At 67.4% G+C, this 25,724-nt stretch carries 19 protein-coding genes; all 19 read left to right on the top strand.

From position 1 onward, the window contains the following. Positions 1-46: 46 nt before the first annotated feature. The 19 genes from scpB to BAU06_RS17390 all read left to right on the top strand — a co-directional run bounded on the left by scpB (position 47) and on the right by BAU06_RS17390 (position 25,712). Positions 47-1,312: an SMC-Scp complex subunit ScpB gene (gene scpB / locus BAU06_RS17480; protein ID WP_156770409.1), complete on the top strand. Its 1,266-nt coding sequence runs from the start codon at positions 47-49 to the stop codon at positions 1,310-1,312. A gap of 917 nt (positions 1,313-2,229) precedes the next feature. Next, positions 2,230-3,960, top strand: coding sequence for a 23S rRNA pseudouridine(2605) synthase RluB (rluB, locus tag BAU06_RS17475; protein ID WP_066359278.1), 1,731 nt, complete (start codon positions 2,230-2,232; stop codon positions 3,958-3,960). Between the two features lie 328 nt (positions 3,961-4,288). Next, positions 4,289-4,774: a ribosome maturation factor RimP gene (gene rimP, locus BAU06_RS17470; RefSeq protein ID WP_066352906.1), complete on the top strand. Its 486-nt coding sequence runs from the start codon at positions 4,289-4,291 to the stop codon at positions 4,772-4,774. Further along, a complete protein-coding gene (nusA, locus tag BAU06_RS17465) occupies positions 4,771-6,252 on the top strand; it encodes a transcription termination factor NusA (RefSeq protein ID WP_066352901.1) in 1,482 nt (493 codons plus the stop codon). Before rimP ends, nusA begins: the two co-directional genes overlap by 4 nt. 100 nt (positions 6,253-6,352) lie before the next feature. Further along, positions 6,353-9,514: a translation initiation factor IF-2 gene (gene infB / locus BAU06_RS17460; RefSeq protein WP_066352896.1), complete on the top strand. Its 3,162-nt coding sequence runs from the start codon at positions 6,353-6,355 to the stop codon at positions 9,512-9,514. Between the two features lie 18 nt (positions 9,515-9,532). Then, positions 9,533-9,934, top strand: coding sequence for a 30S ribosome-binding factor RbfA (gene rbfA / locus BAU06_RS17455; RefSeq protein WP_066352893.1), 402 nt, complete (start codon positions 9,533-9,535; stop codon positions 9,932-9,934). A gap of 36 nt (positions 9,935-9,970) precedes the next feature. After that, the gene (truB, locus tag BAU06_RS17450; protein ID WP_066352878.1) at positions 9,971-10,708 is read left to right on the top strand and encodes a tRNA pseudouridine(55) synthase TruB; all 738 of its coding nucleotides are present in this window, start codon (positions 9,971-9,973) and stop codon (positions 10,706-10,708) included. Between the two features lie 10 nt (positions 10,709-10,718). After that, entirely contained in the window at positions 10,719-12,545 is a 1,827-nt protein-coding gene (gene typA / locus BAU06_RS17445) for a translational GTPase TypA (protein ID WP_066352876.1), read from the top strand. A gap of 123 nt (positions 12,546-12,668) precedes the next feature. Beyond that, entirely contained in the window at positions 12,669-13,754 is a 1,086-nt protein-coding gene (locus tag BAU06_RS17440; protein WP_231933896.1) for a LacI family DNA-binding transcriptional regulator, read from the top strand. Positions 13,755-13,856: 102 nt separating this feature from the next. Further along, positions 13,857-15,923: a hydantoinase/oxoprolinase family protein gene (locus BAU06_RS17435; RefSeq protein WP_066352874.1), complete on the top strand. Its 2,067-nt coding sequence runs from the start codon at positions 13,857-13,859 to the stop codon at positions 15,921-15,923. A 7-nt stretch (positions 15,924-15,930) separates the two neighbouring features. Further along, the gene (locus tag BAU06_RS17430; RefSeq protein ID WP_066352872.1) at positions 15,931-17,655 is read left to right on the top strand and encodes a hydantoinase B/oxoprolinase family protein; all 1,725 of its coding nucleotides are present in this window, start codon (positions 15,931-15,933) and stop codon (positions 17,653-17,655) included. Then, positions 17,648-18,853, top strand: coding sequence for a CaiB/BaiF CoA transferase family protein (locus BAU06_RS17425; RefSeq protein WP_066352864.1), 1,206 nt, complete (start codon positions 17,648-17,650; stop codon positions 18,851-18,853). Before BAU06_RS17430 ends, BAU06_RS17425 begins: the two co-directional genes overlap by 8 nt. Then, a complete protein-coding gene (locus tag BAU06_RS17420; protein ID WP_231933895.1) occupies positions 18,853-19,668 on the top strand; it encodes an enoyl-CoA hydratase-related protein in 816 nt (271 codons plus the stop codon). The genes BAU06_RS17425 and BAU06_RS17420 overlap by 1 nt, the downstream gene beginning before the upstream one ends. A gap of 3 nt (positions 19,669-19,671) precedes the next feature. Further along, positions 19,672-20,601: a hydroxymethylglutaryl-CoA lyase gene (locus BAU06_RS17415; protein ID WP_066352856.1), complete on the top strand. Its 930-nt coding sequence runs from the start codon at positions 19,672-19,674 to the stop codon at positions 20,599-20,601. A gap of 71 nt (positions 20,602-20,672) precedes the next feature. Next, complete coding sequence (locus tag BAU06_RS17410) at positions 20,673-21,458, top strand: aspartate/glutamate racemase family protein (protein ID WP_066352853.1); 786 nt, start codon at positions 20,673-20,675, stop codon at positions 21,456-21,458. An 86-nt stretch (positions 21,459-21,544) separates the two neighbouring features. Beyond that, complete coding sequence (locus BAU06_RS17405; RefSeq protein ID WP_066352850.1) at positions 21,545-22,537, top strand: Bug family tripartite tricarboxylate transporter substrate binding protein; 993 nt, start codon at positions 21,545-21,547, stop codon at positions 22,535-22,537. A 71-nt stretch (positions 22,538-22,608) separates the two neighbouring features. After that, entirely contained in the window at positions 22,609-23,595 is a 987-nt protein-coding gene (locus BAU06_RS17400) for a tripartite tricarboxylate transporter substrate binding protein (RefSeq protein ID WP_066352844.1), read from the top strand. A gap of 58 nt (positions 23,596-23,653) precedes the next feature. Continuing rightward, the gene (locus BAU06_RS17395; RefSeq protein ID WP_066352832.1) at positions 23,654-24,640 is read left to right on the top strand and encodes a D-2-hydroxyacid dehydrogenase family protein; all 987 of its coding nucleotides are present in this window, start codon (positions 23,654-23,656) and stop codon (positions 24,638-24,640) included. A gap of 136 nt (positions 24,641-24,776) precedes the next feature. Beyond that, positions 24,777-25,712, top strand: coding sequence for a dihydrodipicolinate synthase family protein (locus BAU06_RS17390; protein ID WP_066359272.1), 936 nt, complete (start codon positions 24,777-24,779; stop codon positions 25,710-25,712). Positions 25,713-25,724: the final 12 nt, after the last annotated feature.

Below are 25,724 nucleotides of genomic sequence, written 5' to 3'. Positions count from 1 at the left end.
TCAGCCTTGGCAAGTCGAAGGCATCACTTCCCACGAGAAATTGAACATATCGATGAACGATAGCGAGGCAATACTGGTGATCGAAACGGCACTGCTCTGTGCGCCGCAGCCCATGCCGCGCGCCGAACTGCGCAAATTGTTTTCGGATGACGACGATATCGACAATGATCGTCTGGACACGCTGCTCCAGGGCTTGCAGGCGGCGTGGCAGGATCGTGGCCTGGAGCTGGTGTCGCTGGCCGGAGGCTGGCGTTTCCAGAGCCGTCCTTCCATGCAGCGTTATCTGGAACGGCTGAATCCGGAAAAACCGCCGAAGTATTCGCGCGCGGTACTGGAAACCTTGGCCATCGTGGCGTGGCGCCAGCCCGTCACGCGCGGCGACATCGAAGATATCCGCGGTGTCACGGTCTCCTCGCAGATCGTCAAGACGCTGGAGGACCGCGGCTGGATCGAAGTCATCGGCCATCGCGACGCCCCGGGCCGTCCCGCCTTGTTCGGCACGACGCGGCAGTTTCTCGACGATCTGGGCTTGCGTGCGCTCGATGAGCTGCCGCCGCTGGAAGCGGGCGGAGCGATGGCGGCGCTGGAGGGACTGGATCTGACGGGCGGCGGCGCCGGCGCGGATGGCGGCCAACCGGAAGGGGACGTGGACGGCAGCGACCCGGTGCAGACAGCTGACGCCGCTGCCGATGGGCAGGGTGACGGCGCGGGCGCCGAAGCGCAGGGCGGGCAGGTGGCCAATGGCATCGCGGCCGGTATCGACGGCGTGCCCGCCGAAATCCAGCTCCTCAGGACCGCTGAAGCCGAGAACCATGTGGACGGGGCGGATGTCCAAGCCCACGACACCGACGCCGCGGCTTCCGATCCGGATGCCGACGGGCAGGTCGATGGCGCGCAGGCCGCCGATGCCGAGCCCGGCGAGACGGAACTCAGCGGTACTGGAACTGGTGCGGAAACCGAAGCCGAAGCCGAAACCGAAGCGGGCGATCCGACGGATCCGGCGGTCCGCGACGCGGTCGACGCGCTGGATACGCCCCAGGGTGGGATCCAGGCCGCGACCGGCCCCACCCCTGAAAAGCCGGAGATCCCGGCGCCCCGGCGCGACACCATCGAACCCGGTGGTCATCGCCCTGAAATCAGCCCGCCCGGGCAGCATCCCGAGATCGAGCCGCCGGGCGGGACGCCCGAAATCGATCCGGCGGAGCCAGCACCGGAGATCGCGCCGCCCGCACCGGGCGAGACGCCCGAGGTACCCGGACAAACCGATAACGACGATGAAGAAGACGCGCCCGGCGCGCCTCGTAAAGAATGAATTCTGGAGTAGTCCCAGTGAGTATCAATAAGAACGTGCAGGACGATGTCATGGAACCGCGTGAAACGGCAGGGGTGTCGCGCGTCGATTCTCCCGCGCCGGCGGCGGACGAGGGCGGCGGCAAGCCGGCGCCGCGTCCGCGCGCCAAGCGCCAGCCCCGCGCCAAGGCCGAGGCCGCCGCGTCGTCGGCCGCCGCGTCGTCGGCTGACGCGCAATCCGGCACGCCAGCCTCCGCGCAGGCGGTCGATCCGCGTACCGAGGCCACTATTCCGGCGGCTGGCGCGCCTTCCGCGTCGCACGTAATGGCCACGGACACGGCCCCGGCCGTGGCGGCGGAAGCGATGCCGGGCGACGCCCCGTCGCCGCGCGCCCGTGCGCGCAAGCCGCGCACGCCGCGGGCGCAGGCGCAGGGCGCCTTGCCGCTGGGGCTCGAGGGGCAGGGCGCGGCTGCCGCGCCGGCGCAGCTGCCGGCCATGCAAGACGCGGCGCCCCCTGACGCATCGACGCCGGCCGCGCCCGTGAAGCGCGCGCGCAAGCGTAAATCGGCGGAAACGCCTGAAACCGCCATGGTTGGTGCGGACGCGTCCGCGGGTTCCGCCGCCGGTTCCAATGATGAAGGCCACACCGGCGGCATGCCGTACGGTCGGGCCGCGGCGGATGCCGGCGGCGCGCCTGCCGTTACCGGCAAGGCCATGGAAGCCGCTGGCGTGTCCGAGCCCTCCCGCGATGCGGGCGATGCCGCCGGCCAGCCCGCCCAGGCCCGTCCGGCTCGCGCGGCGGGCCCGCGCGGCCGGACCCGGGGCACCCGGGCCGCCCTGCCGGCCGAGACCGCGCTGGCGGATCACCTTGCAGCCGGCGCGGCGCCTGGGGACGTCCAGCCGCAGGACGAACGTGTCCAGGCACAGGGCCAACGCGGCCTGGATGTCGCCCCGGACCAGGACGCCTCCCGTGCCGGCGGCGAAGCGGCCGTCTCCGCGGACGGCGAGGCTCCCGCATCCGGAAATCGTGGCCGCGGCCGCAAGTTGCGGACGCCGTTCCGCCGCCGTCGCGGCGACGCCGTGACGGGCGCCGAAGGCGCCACGCCCGCCGAAGCCGGTGCGCAAGGCGCGGCGCCGCAAAACGCGCCGGCGATCGACCCCGAGGCCATGTCCCCCGGCGGGGAGCGCGAAGCCGAACAGGCGCTCGCCTATCTGGAAAAGACGGCGCGCATGGAGCAGCGCCTGAACAAGTACCTGAACAGCGAGGCGGTGATGCCCAAGCTGCACAAGGTGCTGGCGGACGCGGGCATCGGTTCGCGCCGCGAAATGGAAGAGTTGATCATCGCCGGCCGGGTTTCCGTCAACGGCGAGCCGGCGCACATCGGCCAGCGGGTCGCCGGAGGCGACCAGGTGCGGGTCAATGGCAAGCTCATCACGCGCGTGAATACACGCAAGCCGCCGCGCGTCATCCTGTACCACAAGCCCGCCGGCGAGATCGTCAGCCATGACGATCCCGGCGGCCGCGCCAGTGTATTCGCGCGCCTGCCCAAACTGCGCACCGGCAAGTGGCTGTCGGTCGGCCGTCTCGACCTGAACACCGAAGGGCTGCTGATCTTCACCACTTCGGGCGATATGGCCAACCGCATCATGCACCCGCGGTACGGCACCGAGCGCGAATACGCCGTACGCGTGTTGGGTGAAATGGACGCCGCCCAGCGCACGTCGCTGGTGGAAGGCATCGAGCTGGAAGACGGCAAGGCGGCCTTCGGCGCGCTGGATTACCTGGGCGGCGAAGGCAGCAACCGCTGGTACCGCGTCACGCTGCAGGAAGGACGCAACCGCGAGGTGCGGCGCATGTTCGAGGCGATCGGCGTCACGGTCAGCCGCCTGATCCGCACGCGGTTCGGCGATATCGTCCTGCCGCGCAATCTGCGGCGCGGCCGCTGGGAAGAGCTGGATCCGAACCTGGTCACCGCGTTGATGGTCCAGCTGGGCCTGCTGCGCGACGATGACGACGGCGGACGCCGTCCGAAGCAGCCGCAGTCGCACGATAGCGCGCTGCCCCCGGGCTTCGGCACGCTGCAGAACAACGGCATGAATGGGGCGCGCATCGGGCGCCGCGGCAAACTGCAAGGCGGCCGCCCCGGCAAGGGCGGCGCGGGCGGTATGTCGTATCCCTCCGATCCCTTCGGTACCGGCCTGCTGATCACCGGCGGATATGCCAACGGCCATCCCCTGGGCAACGACGGCCCGGGCAAGGGCGGCAAGGGCCAGGGCCAGCGGCGCGGGCCCGGCAAGCGCGCCGCGCCGGGGCAAGGTCAAGGTCAAGGACAGGGGCAGGGCCAGCCGGGCGGGCAGCACGTGCCGCGCGGCAAGTCGCCGCGCAAGGGCAAGCCGGGGGGCGCCAATGCCGTCCGGACCGGTGGCCAGGGGCCAGGCGGACAAGGTCCGCAGGCCGTCGCCGGCGCGCCGGGCAAAGGGCCCCAGCGCGCCCGTCCCGGCAAGGGCGCCGCGCCGGGCAAGAAGCGCGGCGGCGGCAATGCCAAGGGGCCTCGTGGGGGCGGCGGCGGTGGCGGCGGTGGACGGGGCGACGATTGGCAACCTCGCGGCGCCGCGGCCCACGAATCCCGCCTGGGCGTGATTGGCGTCCGCGGGCGCGGGTCCCGCTAGGCCCGCGCTTGTATCGGCCGTCTCCGCCGGTTCCGGCGCGGCCCGCGCCAGGTCCGGCCCCCAATACGTAAGCCCTGGACGTGTCAGGCAATTTTGGCGGTTCTATGGTAATATCGATGGTTTTCGTGGGCGTCTCTGCGGCTGGGGGCAACAGTGTGGCAACGCCGGGGGAACACCCCGGGGCGGCGCCCGCGGGCCCTGGAGCAGGGCCCCGGCAAAACCGAACATGGCGCGAATGCGCGCGTTCCGCGGCTGGGGGTCCGGCCTGGAGCGCGCTTTGCCGCGTGATAATAATGGGCTGGGCTGACAGCCCATTTTTTTCGAGCATATGGCAGATTTATTCGCATTGACCCAAGAGGCGCTGTCCGGGATGGACGTCGAGCTTGTCGACGTCGAACGGGCGGCGCTTGGCCTATTGCGCGTCACGATAGACCGCCCGGAAGGCGTGCGCATCGAAGACTGCGAACAGGTCTCGCGCCAGTTGTCGCGCGTCTACGAGGTCGAGAATATCGATTACAAGCGATTGGAGGTCGGTTCGCCCGGCGTGGATCGCCCGCTGCGCAGCGAGGCCGATTTCCATCGTTTCGCCGGCCAACGGGTCGAGGTCAGGCTGCGTCAGGCCGTGGAAAACCGCAAGGTATTCACCGGCATACTGGTTGCGGCCGCCGAGCCGGCCCAGGACCCGGGCAAGGCGGTTTTCGGCGTGGAATTTGAGGCAAAGAAGGACGATATTCAGGTGGTGAACTTCACGTTCGACGAAGTCGAGCGCGCCAAGCTGGATCCGGTCCTGGATTTCAAGGGCAAAAAGCGATGAGTCGCGAAATTCTTCTGTTGGTCGACGCCCTGGCGCGCGAAAAGAACGTGTCGCGCGAAGTGGTGTTCGGAGCGCTGGAAAGTGCGCTGGCTTCGGCCATGAAAAAGCGCTTCAAGGAAGACGCGGACATCCGTGTTTCCATCGATCGCGAAAGCGGCGGCCACGAAGGCTTCCGCCGCTGGCTGGTCGTTCCCGACGAAGCGGGCCTGCAGGAACCGGACAAGCAGGAAATGTATTCCGACGCTCGCGAGCTCGTCCCCAACATCCAGGTCGGCGAATACATCGAAGAACCGCTGGAGCCCATCGAGTTCGGCCGTATCGGCGCGCAGGCCGCCAAGCAGGCGATCCTGCAGAAGATCCGCGACGCGGAGCGCGAGCAGGTGCTGAACGACTTCCTGGAGCGCGGCGAAACCATCGTGTCCGGCACGGTCAAGCGCATGGACAAGGGCGACGCCATCATTGAAACCGGCAAGATCGAAGCCCGCCTGCCGCGCTCGGAAATGATCCCCAAGGAAAACCTGCGGGTCGGGGACCGCGTGCGCGCCTTCGTGCTGCGCATCGACCACGCGGCCCGCGGCCAGCAGGTGATCCTGTCGCGTACGTCGCCGGAGTTCATCCGCCAGCTCTTCGAGAACGAAGTGCCCGAAATCGAACAGGGCCTGCTCGAGATCAAGGCCGCTGCGCGCGATCCCGGCGTGCGCGCCAAGATCGCCGTCATCGCCTACGACAAGCGCATCGACCCCATCGGCACGTGTGTCGGCATGCGGGGTTCCCGCGTCACCGCCGTGCGCAACGAGCTGGGCGGCGAACAGGTCGACATCGTGCTGTGGTCGGAAGATCCCGCCCAATTCGTGATCGGCGCCCTGGCGCCGGCGAATGTGGAATCCATCGTCGTCGACGAAGACAAGCACGCCATGGACGTGGTGGTGGACGAGGAAAACCTGCCCAAGGCCATCGGCGCCAAGGGGCAGAACGTCCGCCTGGCTTCCGAGCTGACCGGCTGGCAGATCAACATCATGACGCCGGAGGAAAGCCAGAACCGCCAGGAAGTCGAACGTTCGGCCTTGCGCGGCACCTTCATGAGCAAGCTGGACGTGGACGAAGAAGTCGCCGATATCCTGATCGACGAGGGCTTCACGGGGCTGGAAGAAATCGCCTACGTTCCCATGCAGGAATTGCTGGAAATCGAAGCCTTCGACGAAGACACGATCAACGAGTTGCGCACCCGTGCCCGCAACGCGCTCCTGACCGAAGCCATCGCCCAGGAAGAGCGCCTTGAAACGGCGCAGGACTTGCTCGAACTCGAAGGCATGACGCCCGAACTGGCCGCGCGCCTGTCCGAGCGCAAGGTGCACACCCGGGATGACCTGGCCGAGCTCTCCACCGACGAGCTGGCCGAGATCTCGGGTCTCGACGAAAACCAGGCCAGCGAGCTCATCATGAGGGCTCGCGCGCACTGGTTCGACGAGGAAAAATAGTATTTAGGCGGAGAGGGCCCCATAAGGGGTCTTCTCGAACTTGTTTTATTGGATTGCGCTAGTCATATTGTTATATCGCCGTACACAGGAAGAAAGCCTAATGTCGAGCAATACCGTCGCCCAGTTCGCTACCGAGCTGAAAATGCCTGCCAATGTGCTGCTGGACCAGCTGCGCTCGGCAGGTGTTGACCTCAAATCGGTGGACGATGCCGTCACCGACAGCGACAAGGCGAAATTGCTCGACTCGCTGCGCCGCGCGCATGGCGGGGCCGCCGAGGGCAAGAAGATCACCCTGACGCGTCGCCAGACGTCCGAGATCCGCCAAGCGGATGCCACGGGCCGTTCCCGCACGATCCAGGTCGAAGTGCGCAAGAAGCGCGTTTTCGTCAAGCGCGATCCCGCGGAACTGGCCGCGGAAGCCGCCGCCGCCCGTGCCCAGGCCGAGCCCGCCGAAAAACCCGCGGCGCCTGCCCCGGCCACGCAACCCGTCGCCGATACGGCTCCTGCCGTCGCGCCTGCGCCACAGGCTGCCGCCGAGCCGGCCGCCACGACGTCCGGCGCCGCCGCATCGGGTGCCCCCGCGCCCGCCGCAGCCGCGCCGGCGGCAACGCCCGCGCCCGCCGAAGCCCCGCAGCCTGCCGCGCCTTCGGCCGAGCCCGCCGAGCCGGCGCCCGCGCCCGCGCCCGCCGCGCAAGCCGCGCCATCCGTGCCGCGCACCGAGCCCGCCGCCGAGCCGCAAGACGCGCCGGCGCAGGAAGCGCGCGCCACAACCGAACCTATCCAGCCGGAACCCGAACACGAGGCACCCGTGGCACCCGCCGCCGGCCCCGCCGCCGAGCCGCCGGTCGAAGCTGTCCCGCAAGAGCCCGTGAACACGCCAGATATCGCAGCGGTTTCCGAAAAGCCGGAAACCGAAAGTCCCGTCGCATCGAAGTCGCCGGCCGCGCCGACGCCCGCCAGCCAGGACATCCGTCCCCGCCCGGGTACGCCCGTGCCGCCCAAGCCGTCCGTGTCCAAGGGCCCGCGCGCGGGCGACGCACGGCGCGGACCGCCGCCGGCCGCTTCGCCGGCGCAAACGATGAGTGCCGCCCAGCGTGACGAGGCGCGCCGCCAGGCAGAGGCCGAAGCCGCTGCCCTGCGCGAGATGCTGAACCGTCCGCGCAAGGTGCTGCGCGCGCCCGAGCCCGAACAGCCGGCCCCCAACGCCGCCCTGTCGGGCACGCTGCACAAGCCCGCCGCCAAGCCCGGCGGGCCTGTCAAGAAGGACGCCAAGCCCACCGTCGGCGCCGGCGGCAAGAAGACCATCAAGACCGCGGAAGTCTCGTCCACGTGGACCGACGACAGCGCGCGCAAGAAGCCGGCCGACAAGCCGGGTGGCGGCGCTCCCACCCGCGACGGCTGGCGCGCGGGCGGCAAGGCCGGTGGCAAGACGGGCGGTCGTGGCGGCCGCAATCAGCAGTCCGACCGCCGCGGCGGGGTAGTGGAACAGGCGCCGCAGGAATTCATCGCGCGCGAAGTCCACGTCCCCGAGACCATTACGGTCGCCGATCTGGCCCACAAGATGTCGGTCAAGGCCGCCGAAGTCATCAAGCAATTGATGAAGCTCGGCCAGATGGTCACCATCAACCAGGTCCTGGACCAGGAAACGGCCATGATCGTGGTCGAGGAACTGGGCCACAAGGCCATTGCCGCCAAGCTGGACGATCCGGAAGCCTTCCTGGACGAAACCGCGCCCGAAGGCGAGGACGCCGAACTCCTGCCGCGCGCGCCGGTCGTCACCGTCATGGGCCACGTCGACCACGGCAAGACCTCGCTGCTGGACTACATCCGCCGCGCCAAGGTCGCCGCGGGCGAAGCCGGCGGCATTACGCAGCACATCGGCGCGTATCACGTCGAAACCGATCGCGGCATGGTCACCTTCCTGGATACCCCGGGCCACGAGGCGTTCACCGCCATGCGTGCGCGCGGCGCCAAGGCGACCGATATCGTCATCCTGGTGGTGGCGGCGGACGACGGCGTGATGCCGCAGACGCGCGAAGCCATCCACCATGCCAAGGCGGCCGGCGTGCCGCTGGTCGTGGCGGTGAACAAGATCGATAAGCCGGACGCCAACCCCGAGCGCGTCAAGCAGGAACTGGTCGCCGAGGAAGTCGTGCCGGAAGAATACGGCGGCGACGTACCTTTCGTGAACGTGTCGGCCAAGACCGGCGCGGGCATCGACGACCTGCTGGAAAACGTGCTGCTGCAAGCCGAAATCCTCGAGCTCAAGGCGCCCGTGAACGCCCATGCCAAGGGCCTGGTCATCGAAGCCCGGCTGGACAAGGGCCGCGGTCCGGTGGCCACCATCCTGGTGCAGAGCGGGACGCTGAAGCGTGGCGACGTCGTGCTGGCTGGCGCCAGCTTCGGCCGCGTGCGCGCCATGCTGGACGAAAACGGCAAGCAGGTGCAGAGCGCCGGTCCTTCCATTCCCGTGGAAATCCAGGGTTTGACGGATGTGCCGGCCGCCGGCGACGAACTGATGGTGCTGACCGACGAACGCAAGGCGCGCGAAATCGCGCTGTTCCGCCAGGGCAAGTTCCGCGACGTCAAGCTGGCCCGCCAGCAGGCCGCCAAGCTGGAATCTATGTTCGACAACATGGGCGAAGGCACCCAGACCCTGGCCCTTATCGTCAAGACCGACGTGCAGGGTTCGCAGGAAGCCCTGGTCGCCGCGCTCCAGAAGCTCTCCACCGAAGAAGTGCGCGTGCAGGTCGTGCATGCCGCGGTGGGCGGTATCTCGGAAAGCGACGTCAACCTGGCGATCGCCTCCAACGCGGTGGTCATCGGCTTCAACGTCCGTGCCGACCAGAGCGCCAAGAAACTGGCGGAAGGCAACGGCATCGATCTGCGCTACTACAACATCATCTACGACGCCGTGGATGAGGTTAAGGCGGCGATGTCGGGCATGCTGGCGCCGGAAAAGCGCGAAGAGATCATCGGCCTGGTGGAAATCCGCGAGATCTACACCGTTTCGCGCGTGGGCAACATCGCCGGCTGCATGGTGCTGGACGGTGTGGTCCGCCGCGACTCCCAGGTACGGTTGTTGCGCAACAACGTCGTCAGCTGGACCGGCCATCTGGATTCGCTGCGCCGCTTCAAGGACGACGTCCGCGAGGTCAAGGCCGGTTTCGATTGCGGCCTGACGCTGCGTGGCAACAACGACATCCAGGTGGGCGACCAGCTGGAAGTCTTCGAGATCAAGGAAATCGCGCGTTCGCTGTAAGCATCGCGTGTCCAGTGCATGAGCCGTCATAAAACCAAAGCGATCCCCGGCCGCAACCTGCGGCTGGCCGACCAGATCCAGAAGGACCTGGCCGGCCTGATCCAGCGCGAAATCGACGTCGCGCGGGCCGGGCTGATCACGCTGTCCGGCGTCGAGCTATCGCCCGACTACGCCCACGCCAAGGTGTACTTCACCGTGCTGGGCGGCGAACCGGGCGTGGCCGAAGGCGTGCTGAACGAGAAGGCCGGTTGGCTGCATTCCCAGCTGTATCGCATGCTGCACATCCATACCGTACCGACACTGCGCTTCGTGCATGACGAGCAGGTGGCGCGCGGGATTGAAATGTCGCGCTTGATCGATCGTGCGAACCAGCCCGGTTCCTACCGGGCCGACCCCGACGAACCGGAAGAGCAGTCCTGAGGGCTGTCGTCTCGGCGTTTTTTTTCGGATAAGACGATGGCCAAACGACGCGGGCTGATGCTCGACGGTGTCCTGTTGCTGGACAAGCCCGAAGGCTTGTCCAGCAATCATGCCTTGCAGCGCGCCCGGCGTACGCTGGATGCCGCCAAGGCGGGGCATACCGGCACGCTGGATCCTTTCGCCACCGGCCTGCTGGTGTGCTGCATGGGCAAGGGCACCAAGCTGTGCAATACCATGCTGGGCGCGGACAAGGGCTATCGCGCGACACTGCGCTTCGGCGAGGAAACCGACTCCGGCGACCTGACCGGCAACGTCGTGGCGCGTGCGCCGGAAGGCTTCGCCGGTGTGGAGGAATCCGCCTTGCGCGATGTGCTGTCACGTTTCCAGGGCACCATCAGCCAGGTCCCGCCGATGTACTCCGCGCTCAAGCGCGACGGCAAGCCCTTGTACGAGTACGCGCGGGCCGGCGTGGAGATCGAGCGCGAGGCCCGGCAGGTGACGTTGTACCGCGTGGAACTGCTGTCCTGCGACGGCATGACCGCGGAGATCGATGTGTCGTGCAGCAAGGGCACCTATCTGCGCACCCTGGCCCAGGATATCGGGCGCGCGCTGGGCTGCCATGCGCACCTGGTGGCGCTGCGCCGTACCCAGGTCGGCCCCTTCGGGCTGGCGGGCGCGGTCACGCTGGACGCGCTGCAGGCCATGCCGGACCCCAAGCAGGCGCTGCTGCCCCTGAATGAATTGCCGGCGGGCCTTGCGCCCGCCTCACCTTAAAGGATCGTTTATGACTCGCGCCTTGCGCAACGTCGCCATCATCGCCCACGTCGACCACGGCAAGACCACGCTGGTCGACCAGCTGCTGCGCCAATCGGGTACCTTCCGTGACAACCAGGCCGTGGCCGAGCGTGTCATGGACTCCAACGACCTGGAAAAAGAACGCGGCATCACCATCCTGGCCAAGAACTGCGCCGTGCAGTACGAAGGCACCCACATCAACATCGTCGACACCCCGGGACACGCCGACTTCGGCGGCGAGGTCGAGCGCGTGCTGTCCATGGTGGATGGCGTGCTGCTGCTGGTGGACGCGGTGGAAGGCCCGATGCCGCAGACGATCTTCGTCACGCGCAAGGCGCTGGCGCTGGGCCTGAAGCCCATCGTGGTCGTCAACAAGATCGACCGTCCGGGCGCGCGTCCGGATTACGTCATCAATGCCACGTTCGAGCTGTTCGACAAGCTGGGCGCCACCGAGGAACAGCTGGATTTCCCGGTGGTCTACGCCTCGGGCCTGTCGGGCTATGCCGGCATGAGCGCCGATGTCCGCGAAGGCGACATGCGGCCGCTGTTCGAGGCCATCCTCAAGCACGTGCCGCAGCGCAATGACGATCCCGACGGCGCGCTGCAACTGCAGATCATCTCGCTGGACTACAGCAGCTACGTCGGCAAGATCGGTGTGGGCCGCGTCAACCGCGGGCGTATCCGCAGCGGCATGGACGTCCAGTACCGCTTCGGCCCCGAGGGCGAAAGCGGCAAGGGCCGCATCAACCAGGTGCTCAAGTTCAAGGGCCTGGAACGCGAAGTGGTCAGCGAGGCCGAAGCCGGCGACATCGTGCTGATCAACGGCATCGAAGGCATCGGCATAGGCTGCACCGTCATGGACGTCGCGTCGCCGGCCGAGGACGCGCTGCCCATGCTGCGCATCGACGAGCCCACCCTGACCATGAACTTCATGGTGAACACGTCGCCGCTGGCCGGCCGCGAAGGCAAGTTCGTGACCAGCCGCCAGCTGCGCGACCGCCTGGACCGCGAACTCAAGTCCAACGTGGCGCTGCGCGTGCGCGACACGGGCGACGACACGGTGTTCGAAGTGTCCGGCCGCGGCGAACTGCACCTGACCATCCTGCTGGAAACCATGCGTCGTGAAGGCTACGAGCTGGCCGTGTCGCGCCCGCGCGTGGTCTTCAAGGAAATCGACGGCGTGCGCCATGAACCCTACGAGCTGCTGACGGTGGACGTGGAAGACGCCCACCAGGGCGGCGTCATGGAAGAACTGGGCCGCCGCAAGGGCGACCTGCTGGATATGCAGCCGGACGGCCGCGGCCGTACCCGCTTGGAATACCGCATCCCGGCGCGCGGGCTGATCGGTTTCCAGAACGAGTTCCTGACCATGACCCGCGGCACGGGCCTGATGAGCCATATCTTCGACGAATACGCGCCGGCGCGCGAAGGCAGCATCGGCGAACGCCGCAACGGCGTGCTGATCAGTCAGGACAATGGCGAAGCCGTCGCCTATGCCCTGTGGAAGCTGCAGGATCGCGGCCGCATGTTCGTCAATCCCGGCGATGCGCTGTACGAAGGCATGATCATCGGCATCCATAGCCGCGACAACGACCTGGTGGTCAATCCCATCAAGGGCAAGCAGTTGACCAACATCCGCGCCTCCGGCACGGACGAGGCCGTGCGCCTGGTGCCGCCCATCCAGATGTCGCTGGAATACGCGGTGGAATTCATCGACGATGACGAACTGGTGGAAGTCACGCCGAAATCCATCCGCCTGCGCAAGCGCTTCCTGACCGAAAACGAGCGCAAGCGCATGTCGCGCGCGACCGCCTGACGCGGGCATATGGGGATGCCGCCGAGGCATCCCCGCGGGACCGCCCCGGTCCCGCTATTGGCGCGGTTCGATGCGCCAGGGCAGGGTGATAAACTCAGGCCCCGATTTCCCATCGCGACTGACATGGCAGCTGACAAAACATCCGTCCGCCGGGACGGCGCCGTCAAAGCCACGCCGCCCGAGGACCGGCGGCCGTCCATCCGTGACGTGGCATTGCTGGCCAAGGTGGGCCTGGGAACCGTGTCCCGGGTGATGAACAATCATCCCAATGTCAGCGAGGACAAGCGCAAGCGTGTCCAGGCCGCGATCCTGCAGCTGGGCTATGTGCCGGATATCGTCGCGCAAAGCATGCGCAACCATCGCTCGATGACGTTCGCATGCGTCATGCGCGACTTCACGGTACCCGTGCTGAGCATGTTCGTCGATTCGATGCAGAAGGAAATCGACGCCTTCGGCTTTTCACTGACCGTGGCCTCCAGCTATCACGATAGCCGGCGCGAAATGGAGCTGCTGCGCAATCTGCAGCAGCGCCGCATCGATGGCCTGGTCATCGCGACCTCCTCCGAAGACAACCCCGCCGTGCTGAAGATGCTGGAAGAGGCACCGTTCCCTATCGTCCTGCTGGACCGGGACGTTCCGGAAAGCCTGGACGCCGTCACCGTCAACCATGCCACGGGGATACACCAGGCCGTCCTGCATCTGGCGGACCTGGGGCATCGCCGCATCGCCATCATTTCGGGGGAGCAGGGCGTGCATGCGACGCGCAGCCGCCTGGAAGGCTATCGGCGCGGGCTCAAGGACCGCGGCCTGCCTTACGAACCCGCGCTGGTCCGCGCCGTGTCCTTCGACCGGGATGCGGGATTCATCGAAGCCGGCCGCTTGCTGGATAGCGAGGCGCCGCCGACCGCCATCATCGCCGGCGGCACCTCCTTGCTTCCCGGCGTGATCCAGGCGGCGCGGCAGCGCAACCTGGCGCTGCCCGAAGACCTTTCCATCATCGGCGGCGCCGATAGCGACCTGGCCCTGTTGTCCACGCCAGCCTTTACCGTGGTGCGATGGAATCACGACCAGCTGGGCAAGGCGGCCGGCCGTTTCCTGATCGACCGCCTGGCCGATCCCCAACTTGCGCCGCGCAAGCTTATGGTCGATGCGGAACTGGTGCTGCGGGGCTCATGCGCGCCGTTGCGGCGCCGACGCCAAAAAGCTTGACAGCGTGGAATAAGGGAATAGAATCCAGCCTCAAGCATCAACGCTGACTTTTACAACAATAATTGGAAACGTTCCCAAAGTGATGGATCGAGGCAACCATTCATGAATCGCATAGGTATTGACGTCGGGGGCACGTTCACCGACATCGTGCTGGTCGACGACCAGTCCGGACAGATCTGGTCCACCAAGGTTCCGACGACGCCGGCCGACCGGGTGGTCGGTGCAATGGCCGGCTTTCGCAGGATCCTGGAGCTCAGCGGCCGCGCCAGCCGCGATGTGGGCTTCATCGGCCACGGCACCACCATGGCCACCAACATGATCGTGGAAGGGAAGGGCGCCAGGACCGCGCTCATCACCACCCAGGGCTTTCGCGACGTGCTGGAGCTGCGCCGCATCTCGCGCCACGACCGCGCGGACCTGTACGACCTGCATTTCACCAATCCGCGGCCCCTGGTGGAGCGCCGCTGGTGCCTGGAAGTGGCCGAGCGCATGCGCCACGACGGCACCATCGAGACCCCGCTGGACCTGCAGGCGTTGCGCCAGCTCGCGCAGCGGATCCAGCAGGCCGATATCGAGGCGGTCGCGGTCTCCTTTCTGCACGCCTACGCCAATCCGCTGCACGAGCGCGAGGCGGTGGACGAGTTGAAGCGTCTGCTGCCGGACCGCTTCATCACCGCCTCGCATGAAGTCAATCCTGAGATGCAGGAATACGAGCGCACGAGCTCGACGGTCATGAATGCGCTGCTCGGACCGGTATGCATGCGCTACATCCATAATTTCGAGGCACAGCTGAAAGACACGGGTTTCCGCGGCGAGCTGCTGTTCATGCAATCCAACGGCGGCCTGGCATCCACCGCGCAGGTCGCCGCCAAGCCCATCGTGCTGCTGGAATCCGGGCCGGCCGGCGGCGTCAGCGCGGCCGTGCGTACCAGCGAACAAGCCGACCTGAAGGGCGTGCTGCTGGGTGACATGGGCGGCACTACCTTCGACGTATCGCTGGTGCGTGAATCGCGTCCGGAGATCCGTACGCATGGCCTCCTGCATACCCATGCGGTGCGCGCACCGACCATCGACATCGACTCGATCGGCGCCGGCGGGGGGTCGATCGCGTGGATCGATAGCGGCGGCGGCGTGCACATCGGCCCGGAAAGCGCCGGCGCCGATCCTGGACCGGCCTGCTATGGGCGGGGCGGCACGCGGCCCACGGTCACCGACTGCAATTTATTGCTGGGCTACGTCGATCCCGATTCCTTCCTGGGCGGCGAGTTCAGGCTGGATGTGGAAGCCGCGCGCGTGGCGGTCGATACGCACCTGGCGCGTCCCCTGGGGGTGTCCACGGTCGAGGCGGCATGGACGGTGCGCGTCATTGCCAACGCGCTGATGGCGCAGGCGATGCGCCTGATGACGGTGGAACGCGGCTACGATCCGCGCGAGCTCGCCTATATGTGCTACGGCGGCGCCGGTCCCGTGCATGCGATCGACCTGGCCCAGGAGCTGGATATCAAGGAGGTCATCGTGCCGCCGTTGCCCGGCCTGTTCAGCGCGTTCGGCATGATCGTGGCGGACCGGCAGTTCGATGGCCAGGCGGCCATCGAGGCCGAGCTGCGGGCGGTGCCGCCGCAGCGGATCCTGGATACCTATGCATCGTTGCGCGAGCAGGCCCGTTCGGCACTGGGCCAGGGCACCGCCGGGCAACGCATCGCCATGACGTACCGCGCGGACTGCCGCTATGCGGGACAGCCCGCCGCCATCACGGTGGACGTCCGCGACGATCTGGTCGCGGACGGCGGACAGGCGCTGGCGGACCATATCCAGCAAGCGTTCGAGCGCAACCACAAGCGCATGTGGAATTTCATCAAGCCCGACCAACCCGTGGTCCTGGTCAACCTGCGCGTGCAGGCCAACGTGCCGACCGGCTGGCGCGGCGTGGTGCGGCAGGCGGCCGCGGGGAAGGCATCCGCCGAAGGGGGATCCCGCCGGCAGCGCACCCGCGACGTCTATGTCGACGGGAAAATGCAGGCGCTGCCGGTCTACCGCCGTGCCGACCTGGGCGCCGATGTCCGCGTCGAGGGTCCGGCCATTATCGAGGAACAAAGCAGCTGCCTGATCTTCAAGGCAGGCCAGACGGCCAGGGTCGATCCGGCCGGCAATCTTCGTATCGCGCTCTGAGGATGCAATGGAAACCATCGTCTACGAAATCATCCGCAATTCGCTCTACGCCATCGCGCGGGAAATGAAGATCGCCATGATGCGGACCGCGGCCAGTCCCATCATGCACCTGGGCGCGGATGCCTCCGCGGCCGTGTTCGACGCCAACATGCAATTGGTGGCGCAGGGCAACGATATCCCGACCATGCTGGGTTCGGCGGTCATCTCCACCAAGGTATCGGTCGAGGCGGTCGGCCGCGACCGCCTGCGCCCCGGCGATGTGATCATCAGCAATGACGCCTACCTGGGCGGCGGCAATCACCAGCCCGATGTGCAGGTCACCCGGCCCGTGTTCGTGGGCGACGAACTGGTGGCCTTCGTGATGACGCGCGGGCACTGGACCGATATCGGCGGCCAGGCGCCCGGCAGCTACACCCTGGACACCTGGGACGTCTTCGGCGAGGGCGTGCGGATTCCGCCCGTGCTGCTGTACCGCAATGACGAGGTCGTGCAGGACGTGCTGACCATGATCGTGCAGAACACCCGCGATCCGGAAGGGCGCCAGCTCGATATCCAGGCGCAGTACGCGGGGGCCTTCGTCGGCGACCAGCGCATCCAGGCGCTCGCCCGCAAGTACGGCACCGGCGCGCTGGCCGATGCCATGCGGCGTTCGCTGGACCACTCCGAAGCATTGATGCGCGAAGCCATCCGGCAGATACCCGACGGCGTGTACGAGGCCGAGGACTTCGCGGAGGGCGTCGCGGCGCCGGGGTGGCAGGGCGAAGCCGTGCCGATCAAGGTGAAGATCACGGTGGCCGGCGATAGCATGCATTTCGACTATGCCGGTACGGGGGCGCAGACGCGCGGCGGCATCAATTGCCCGCTTGCGGTGACGTGCAACAGCACCTGGTTCACCGTCAAGGCCCTGACCGACGTCTCGATTCCCATCAACCAGGGCTGCTACCGCCCGGTCACCATCGATGCGCCGGTGGGCAGCATACTGAACTGCCAGTTTCCCGCGTCGGTGGTGGGCGGCAATACGGAGACCTCGCCGCGCGTGATCGACTTGTGCTTCAAGGCCTTGTCCAAGGCGGTGCCCGATCGCATCATCGGCCAGAGCAACTGCGCCGCGTGCTCCGGCGTGTTCGGCGGCCGCGATCCCGTGCAGGCGCGCGTGCAGCGCACCGGCAAGGCCTTCGTCAGCATGGTCGAGCCGCACGGCGGCGGCATGGGGGCGCGCGCCGATCAGGACGGCATCAACGGCATCCGCGTCTATGTCGGCAACGCCGGTTCGCTGCCCGTGGAGTTTATCGAGCAGAGCATGCCGCTGGTCGTGGAAGACTGGGCCCTGGTCACGGACTCCGGCGGCGCCGGCCGCTACCGTGGCGGATTGACGGCGCGCCGGACCTACCGGGTGGAATTCGACGAGGCCACCTTCACGGTGGCCGGGGAGCGCGGCCAGACCGCGCCGGAAGGATACTTCGGCGGCCTGCCCGGCGCCTTGTTCGATTGCCGTGTACTGGGGCCGGACGGCAGCAGCCGCAGCCTGCCCGCCAAGGGCGCGACCGAAATCGTCAGGCGCGGCGACCGCGTCATCGTCCAGCCCGCCGGCAGCGGCGGATACGGCGATCCGAAGTCGCGGCCGGCGGATGCCGTCGAGCGCGATCTGCTGGACGGCTACATCAGCGCGCGCGCCGCGCGCGAACTCTACGGCGCGCGGCTGGCCGACATCGACGGGTCCCTGCATGACTGAGCACACATCCGGACAGGACGCGCGGTCCGCCGGCAAGCCCTTGCCGCTGCAAGACGTATGCGTGGTGGAAATCGGCCACAGCCTGGCGGCGCCGTACGCGGGATTGATCTTCGCGCACCTGGGCGCGCGTGTCGTGAAAATAGAGAATGCCGGCAGCGGCGATTACGCGCGCGGCTGGGGGCCGCCCTTCATCGACGGCGACTCGGCCTTGTTCCATGCCATCAATCATGGCAAGGAAAGCTGCCGCGCGGACTTCAACGATCCGATCAGCATCGCGGCCGTGCGCGATTTCATCCTGGAACACGCGGACGTCGTTATCCAGAACCTGAAACCCGGCAGCCTGGATCGGCACGGCCTGGGCCCACGCGAGCTGATGGCGCAGTCCCCCGCGCTGGTCTATTGCAACCTGGGGGCCTTCGGCGCGGTGGGGCCGCTGCGGGACAAGCCCGGCTACGACCCGCTGGTGCAGGCCTATAGCGGGATGATGAGCATCGTGGGACACGATGCCGATGCCCCCAGCCGCGTACCGATCTCGCTGAACGACATGGGGACCGGGATGTGGGCCGTGATCGGCGTGCTGGCCGCGCTGCGCGATCGCGACCGGTCCGAGCCGGCGCGCGGGCAGGTGGTCGATGTGTCGCTCTACGAAACGGCCCTGGCATGGATGACGGTGCCGCTGTCCGACTGCCTGGCCGATGGCAAGCTGCCTGTGCGGCTGGGCTCCGGCAGTCCCAACATCGTTCCCTACCAGGTCTTCGCGTGCGCGGACCAGTCTATCCTGGTGGCGGCGGGCAACGACACACTCTACCGGCGCCTTTGCCAGATCATGGACCTTCCCGCGCTGGCCAAGGATAGCCGCTTCGCCACGAATGGCGACCGCGTGTCGAACCGCAAGGTACTGATCCCGCTGCTGGAAGCGCGCTTCAAAGAGGCGCCCGCCAGTTACTGGATCCCGCGCCTGGAGGCCGAGTCCATCCCCTGCGGTCCCATGCAGACGGTCGACCGCGTGATCGCCAGCGAACAGACCGCGGCGCTCGATATTTTGCGCAAGACCCCGGACCGGCGCAGCACCACGGTGGCCTTGCCCGTGTCGTTCGACGGCTGCCGTCCGCCGCTTCCGGGCAACACGCCCGCCCTCGGCCAGCACGACCACGTGATCGGCCGCCCACGAACCGCTTCCTTGCCGGAGAACCGCTGATGTCCATGTCCTTGACGGATCCGTCCCGCGCTTTCGAAACCCTGTCGCTCTCTTCGCCGTTCGAGGGGCTGTTGATCGTGCAGTTGAATCGCCCGTCGGCGGCCAACTCCATCAGCACCACGATGGGACACGAGCTGATCGCGGTGTTCGGCGAACTGGAGGCCGCGCCGGAAACTTACCGTTGCGTGGTGCTGACCGGGGCGGGCGATCGCATCTTCTGCGCGGGCGCGGACCTGAAAGAGCGCGAGGGCATGAGCGACGAGCAGTTCCATACCCAGCACTACCTGTTCGAACGCATGGGCCGCGCGGTCTACGATTGTCCCGTGCCCATCCTGGCCTGCGTGAATGGCGCCGCCATCGCCGGCGGGCTGGAACTGGCGCTGGCCTGCGATTTCATCGTGGCATCCGACAATGCGCGTTTCGGGTTTTCCGAGGTCTCGCGCGGCATCATGCCGGGCGGGGGCGGCACGCAGCAGCTGCCGCGCGCCATCGGCGTGCGGCGCGCCAAAGAGGCCATCTTCACCGGCGATTATTTCGGCGCCGCCGAAGCGCTGGCGATGGGCTTGCTCAATCATGTCTACCCGCAGGCCACGCTGATGGAAGAAACCTTGAGCCTGGTCAAGCGGATCCTGGCCAATGCGCCGGTGGCGGTCCGGCAGGCGAAGAAAGCCGTGACCTACGGCATGCAGATGGACCTGCGCACCGGGTTTTTCTTCGAGATCGAAGCCTACAGCCGCCTGATATCCACCGAGGATCGCATCGAGGGTATCCGCGCGTTCAACGAAAAGCGTCCGCCGCGCTTCATCGGGAGATAAGCCATGGCCAACCTGGACGATCGCACGGTGCGGATACGCGAAGTGGGCTTGCGCGACGGCCTGCAGAGCATCGCGCAATGCATGCCGACCTCGGCGAAGCTGGCCTGGATAGATGCCGAATTCGCGGCCGGCGTCCGGGAAATCGAAGTCTGCTCCTTCGTGCCGGCCAAGCTCATGCCGCAGTTCAGCGACGCGGCGGACGTCGTCAGGCATGCCTTGGGCATTCCGGGATTGACCGTCGCCGCCCTGGTGCCCAATGTGCGGGGCGCCGAGCTGGCGCTGGAGCTGGGCGTGCCCAAGTTGAACTACGTGATCTCGGTCAGCGAAAGCCACAACCGGGCGAACGTCCGCCGCAGCCGCGAGGAATCGCTGGAAGGTTTCCGGCAGGTGGCCCGCCTGGCCGCCGCCGCCGGGGCGAAAGCGGTGGGTGGGATGTCGACGGCGTTCGGGTGCACCATCGAAGGCCCGATCGCGCAGGACGAGGTACTGCGGATGGCGCGGGGATACCTGGATGCCGGCGCCGCCGAGCTCGTGCTGGCCGACACCGTGGGCTATGCGGCTCCGGATGCGATCAGCCGCCTGGTGGAGCGGGTGAGGGCCATCGCGGGCGATGTGCCGCTGGCCCTGCATCTGCACGATACGCGCGGCCTCGGCCTGGCCAATGTGGCGGCGGGCCTGGCAGCGGGCGTGCGCGATTTCGACGCCTCGCTGGGCGGCCTGGGCGGCTGTCCGCATGCGCCGGGCGCCAGCGGCAATATCGTCACCGAGGATGCCGTGTTCCTCCTGCAGGCCATGGGCTGGCATACCGCTATCGATATCCCGGCCCTGCTGCGCGTAAGGGACATCGTGCGGGATGCCTTGCCCGGCGTCGAGCTCCTGGGCGCGATCGCCAAGGCGGGCCTGCCCATCGGGCACGGCGCGGCGCCGCCCTGAGCTGGCGGTCCCGCGAAGGAAATCCCACCGGCAAATATTGGAAACGTTTCAACGGATCGATGACACCCACTATGCGTATCTGGCACCAATCCAGCACCGAGATCGAGGAACTGGGCAGCTATAAGCAGGCCCTGGTCCGCCATGCCGCCGAGGTGCTCGGCGATGACGCCACCGTGGCGGTGCAGGGCATACCGCCCGGCCGCTACCACGGCCGCACCCCTTCGGGCTCGCTGGGCAACGCATACGTGCATCATCGCGTGCTGGAGCCCATCCTGGACAATGCCGTGCGCGCCGAGCGTGAAGGCTATGACGCCTTCGTGCTGGGCTCCTACAGCGAACCGTTCCTGCGCGAGCTGCGGTCCGCCGTCGATATGCCGGTGGCATCGCTGACGGAAGCCAGCCTGCTGGTGGGGTGCAGCCTGGGCCGCTACAGCGCGCCGGTATCCAATGCCCATTCCACGGCCTGGATGGTCCGCATGTCGGTGCAGGCGCACGGGATGTCCGATCGCGTACTGCCCGTGCGGTGCATCGACCCGGTCCTGGACGAGCGTCAGCTGGCGCTGGGCTTCGAGCACCCGCGGCCGGTGATCGAGTCCTTTCAGCACTGCGCGCGGCAAGCCATCGCCGAAGGCGCCGACGTCATTATTCCGGCCGAGGGCATGCTGGCCGAAATCCTGTATGTAAACAAGGTGTCGCGCATCGGCGAGGTGCCGGTCATGGACGTGTTCGGCGTTACGTGGGCCTACGCCGCCATGCTGGCGACCTTGCGCGCGCGCACGGGCCTGGGAGTGGGCCGCCAATGGCATTACCACCGTAACGACCCCGATTTGGTGCGGGAGCTGGCCGGCAGGGATTGAACAGACCCGCTCGACCCGCCCTGTCCGCGGGGCGGTACAGGCGCCGTCCACGATGACGAGCGCCGGATAAAAATGGAGGAGACAAAATGGATGGAGACAACCCTTTAAGCCGGCGCCGCGCCTTGCTTGCCCTGGCGGGAAGCTGCGCGGCGGGCATGGCCTGGCGCGCGCCGCGCGCCGCGCCGTCGACCTGGACACCGACGCATCCGCTGCGCCTGGTGGTGACCTATCCGCCGGGCGGCGGCGCCGATGTGACGGCACGCGCCATGACCGAGGCGCTGGGAGCAAGGCTGGGCCAGCCCGTGGTGGTGGAAAACCGCGGCGGCGCGGGCGGGATGGTCGGCACGGCCTCTGTGTTCCGCGCCGCGCCGGACGGCTACACCTTGCTGTGGGGCAATACGGACACCATGGCAATGGCGCCGAACCTGTATCGCCAGATCAACTACGTGCCCGAGGAGTTCACCGCCCTCGCGCCGGTGGTGGCCCTGGGTTTCGTCCTGGCGAGCCGTCCCACCCTGGAAGCCCAGGACTTCCGGCAGTTGATCGAGCTGGCGCGCAAGAGGCAATTGAGCTTTGCATCCTGGGGCGTCGGCAGTCCCGGCCATGTGGGATCCGAAATGCTGAAGAACCAGGCGGGCATTCCCAGCATCCTGAATGTCCCGTATCGCGGTACGGCGCCGGCCTGCCAGGCCTTGCTGGCAGGGGAGGTCGACGTCATGTATCTGCCGTCCCCGCTATGGCTGGCCTTTCGCAAGCAGGTGCGCACCTATGCGATCGCGGCACCGAAGCGCTACACGCAGTTCCAGGACATCCCGACCATGGCGGAACTCGGCGTGCCGGTCGATATGGACGTCTGGCAGGGATTGTTCGCGCCTCCGGGCACGCCGTTGCCCATCGCCGAACGCATCCACGAGGCCGTGACCCAGGCCGTCGGCACGCCCGATGTGCAAAAGCGCTTCCTGGAGCTGGGCGGCGTGCCGCTGACCAGCAGCCGTGCCTCCTTCGCGCAGTCCATTCCGACCGAAAGGGCGCGTTGGGGGGCGCTGTTACGCGCCGCCAACGTGCAGCCGCAAGACTAGCGCGCCCCGGCGTGCCGCGACCATGCGGGACGTGCGTCACCGCATGGCGCGATGAAAACCAGGAGACAGCAATGCCCAGCTTTTTTTTGCAGCTTCGCTCGTTATGCCTGCATTCCGCACTGGCGGCGTTGGCGCTATGCGCCGCGGTCCCGGTGGCGGCGCAGCAGGCCTGGACGGCCACGCGCCCCATCCGGCTCGTCGTGCCGTATCCCGCCGGCGGCGGCACCGACATCGCGGCGCGGATGATCGCCACCGGCGTGGCGGACCACCTGGGCCGCCCCATGGTCGTGGAGAACAAGCCCGGCGCCAATGGCGTGATCGCGGCGGATTACGTCTACGGCGCCGCGCCGGACGCCAGTACGCTGCTGTTCGGCTCCGGCGACGTGATCTCGCTCAGTCCGCATACCTATACGAACTACCGCTTCAAGCCCGACGGCTTCGCGGCCGTGGCGCCGATCGCGCGCATCGGCGTGGTCCTGGCCGGCAGGCCGGGCCTGGAGCCCAAGACGCTGAAGGACTTGGTCGCCAGCGTGAAGACGCGGCAGTACACCTACGCCCACTGGGGCCCGGGCAGCAACGGCCGTGTCGCCATGGAGATTTTCCAGACGCAGACCGGCGCCAAGAAGATGCTGGACATTCCGTACCTGGGTACCGCGCCGGGCCTGATGGCCTTATTGGCCGGGCAGGTCGACCTGATGCTGGTGCCCACGCCGCTGGTCATCGCCAATCGCGGCAAGCTGCAGGTGTATGGCGTCGCCTCGCCGACCCGCTATGCCGGCTTGCCCGACGTGCCCACGCTGCAGGAACAGGGCTATCCGGTCAATGGCGATATCTGGTTCGGCGTGCTGGCGCCGCCCGGAACGCCACAGCCGGCCATCGACGCCATACGCGCGGAACTGGGCCGCGTGGTGGCCGATCCCGGCGTCCAGGCCAATATGATCCAGCAGGGCCTGCAACCCGACACGAGCGATCCCGCCCGCTTCGGCGATTTCATCGTGAACGAAAACCACCGCTGGGGCGCGGTGGTGAAAGCGGCCGACATCAAGATCGGCGGGTAGGGCAGGATGTCCGGGCAGGCACGCCGAGCGCAATGCCCAACACTATGGAACGAGCGTCATGCACAAGATAGCGGTGATCGATGATTTTCAGAATGTCGCCTTGCGGTTCGGCGATTGGGACGGTCTGCCGGATGCCGAGATAACGGTGTTCAACGACCATGTCGTATCCGAGGACGAGCTGGCGCGCAGGCTCGCGCCCTTCGACATCCTGTGCGTGATGCGCGAGCGCACCCGGCTTACGCGCAGCCTGCTGCGCCGGCTGCCCAATCTGCGCATGATCGCCAGCACCGGCCCGTGGAATGCGGCCATCGATATCGAGGCCACCGATGAACTCGGCATCACCGTATGCGGAACGGGAACGTCGCTGACCGCCGCGGGCGAACACACCTGGGCCCTGATCATGGCGGCGGCGCGCAAGCTGCCCCAGGAACTGGCCGCCTTCAAGTCGGGTGGCTGGCAGGTATCGGTGGGCGTGGACCTGCATGGCAAAACCCTGGGGATGCTGGGCTTGGGCTATACCGGCGGCGTGGCGGCGCGCATCGCCCGTGCCTTCGGCATGAAGGTGATCGCCTGGAGCCAGAACATGACGCCAGAACAGGCCGCATCCCACGGCGCCACGCACGTCTCCAAGGATGAACTGATGCGGGGCAGCGATTTCCTGTCCATCCACGTGCGGCTGTCGGAACGCACGCGCGGCCTGGTCGGCGCGCGCGAGCTCGGCCTGATGAAGCCCGGCGCCTATCTGATCAATACCGCCCGCGGCCCCATCGTCGACGAGCAGGCGCTGGTCGAAGCCTTGCGCGCGCGCCGCATCGCCGGCGCCGCCGTCGATGTATTCGAGATCGAACCGCTGCCGGCCGACCATCCGTTCCGTACCCTGGACAACTTCATCGGTACTTCGCACCTGGGCTATGTGACCGAACAATCCTACGACATCTACTACGGGGAATCGGTGGAGAACATACGCGCATACATCGCGGGCGAGCCGATCCGTGTGCTGACCGCGACCCGCCGCGAGATCGGCTATCAGTCCGAGCCGCGCTAGGCGGCGCGCGCCGCCGCGACGGCCCCGACAGGGGCCACCGTGCGGTACGTGCGCTACGAGCGGTACCGGCAGTACGAGCAACATGAACGATCCCATCGATATATCCGACACGACGATAACCACGGGCACTGGAAATATGACATCTCACGGCCATGCCGGCGGACCCTACCGGGGCGTGTTCCCGGTTGTTCCGACCACCTTCACCGAAGACGGCGATCTCGACCTGGAGAGCCAGAAGCGATGCGTGGATTTCATGATCGACGCGGGCTCCGACGGCCTTTGCATACTCGCCAATTTCTCCGAGCAGTTCGTCCTTTCCGACGATGAGCGGGAAATCCTGACCAAAACCATCCTGCGCCATGTGGACGGCCGCGTGCCGGTCATCGTGACCACCACGCATTTCAGCTCCAAGGTGTGCGCCGAACGCAGCCGGCGGGCGCAGGACGACGGCGCCGCCATGGTCATGGTCATGCCGCCTTACCATGGAGCGACGATCCGTGTAACGCCGTCCGCCTGCCATGGTTTTTTCCAGCGCGTTTCCGACGCCCTGTCGATTCCCATCATGATCCAGGACGCGCCGGTCAGCGGCACCCTGCTGGACGCCGAAGCGCTGGCCCGCATGGCGCGCGAGATCCAGCACGTGTCGTACTTCAAGATAGAAACGCCGGGTGCCAGCGCCAAGCTGCGCGAGCTCATCCGCCTGGGCGGCGATGCGGTCGTCGGTCCCTGGGACGGCGAAGAGGGCATCACGCTCATCCACGACCTGGAAGCCGGCGCGACCGGGTCCATGACCGGCGGCGGCTATCCCGATGGCCTTGGGCCTATCGTGCATGCCTACCTGGCAGGCCGGCATGACGAGGCGCGCCAGCGGTATGAACGCTGGCTGCCATTGATCAATGCCGAAAACCGCCTGGGCGGCCTGCTGACCAGTAAAGCCCTGATGAAGGAGGGCGGTGTCATCGCGTCGGACGCACCCCGGCATCCCCTCGCACCGCTGCATCCCCAGATCCGCGCGAGCGTGGTCGCGACCGCGCGCCGCCTGGATCCGCTGGTGCTTCGCTGGGCCAAATAGCCATCGCCCCGG

Origin of the sequence: Bordetella bronchialis (assembly GCF_001676705.1) — a bacterium.
Classification (GTDB): domain Bacteria; phylum Pseudomonadota; class Gammaproteobacteria; order Burkholderiales; family Burkholderiaceae_B; genus Bordetella_C; species Bordetella_C bronchialis.
This window is presented reverse-complemented; position numbering and strand designations above follow the sequence as displayed.

Bases quoted from the DNA above. Each gene is read 5' to 3' on its own strand.
- rimP (WP_066352906.1), top strand. From the start codon at position 4,289: ATGGCAGATTTATTCGCATTGACCCAAGAGGCGCTGTCCGGGATGGAC.
- nusA (WP_066352901.1), top strand. From the start codon at position 4,771: ATGAGTCGCGAAATTCTTCTGTTGGTCGACGCCCTGGCGCGCGAAAAG.
- infB (WP_066352896.1), top strand. From the start codon at position 6,353: ATGTCGAGCAATACCGTCGCCCAGTTCGCTACCGAGCTGAAAATGCCT.
- rbfA (WP_066352893.1), top strand. From the start codon at position 9,533: ATGAGCCGTCATAAAACCAAAGCGATCCCCGGCCGCAACCTGCGGCTG.
- truB (WP_066352878.1), top strand. From the start codon at position 9,971: ATGGCCAAACGACGCGGGCTGATGCTCGACGGTGTCCTGTTGCTGGAC.
- typA (WP_066352876.1), top strand. From the start codon at position 10,719: ATGACTCGCGCCTTGCGCAACGTCGCCATCATCGCCCACGTCGACCAC.
- BAU06_RS17440 (WP_231933896.1), top strand. From the start codon at position 12,669: ATGGCAGCTGACAAAACATCCGTCCGCCGGGACGGCGCCGTCAAAGCC.
- BAU06_RS17435 (WP_066352874.1), top strand. From the start codon at position 13,857: ATGAATCGCATAGGTATTGACGTCGGGGGCACGTTCACCGACATCGTG.
- BAU06_RS17430 (WP_066352872.1), top strand. From the start codon at position 15,931: ATGGAAACCATCGTCTACGAAATCATCCGCAATTCGCTCTACGCCATC.
- BAU06_RS17425 (WP_066352864.1), top strand. From the start codon at position 17,648: ATGACTGAGCACACATCCGGACAGGACGCGCGGTCCGCCGGCAAGCCC.
- BAU06_RS17420 (WP_231933895.1), top strand. From the start codon at position 18,853: ATGTCCATGTCCTTGACGGATCCGTCCCGCGCTTTCGAAACCCTGTCG.
- BAU06_RS17415 (WP_066352856.1), top strand. From the start codon at position 19,672: ATGGCCAACCTGGACGATCGCACGGTGCGGATACGCGAAGTGGGCTTG.
- BAU06_RS17410 (WP_066352853.1), top strand. From the start codon at position 20,673: ATGCGTATCTGGCACCAATCCAGCACCGAGATCGAGGAACTGGGCAGC.
- BAU06_RS17405 (WP_066352850.1), top strand. From the start codon at position 21,545: ATGGATGGAGACAACCCTTTAAGCCGGCGCCGCGCCTTGCTTGCCCTG.
- BAU06_RS17400 (WP_066352844.1), top strand. From the start codon at position 22,609: ATGCCCAGCTTTTTTTTGCAGCTTCGCTCGTTATGCCTGCATTCCGCA.
- BAU06_RS17395 (WP_066352832.1), top strand. From the start codon at position 23,654: ATGCACAAGATAGCGGTGATCGATGATTTTCAGAATGTCGCCTTGCGG.
- BAU06_RS17390 (WP_066359272.1), top strand. From the start codon at position 24,777: ATGACATCTCACGGCCATGCCGGCGGACCCTACCGGGGCGTGTTCCCG.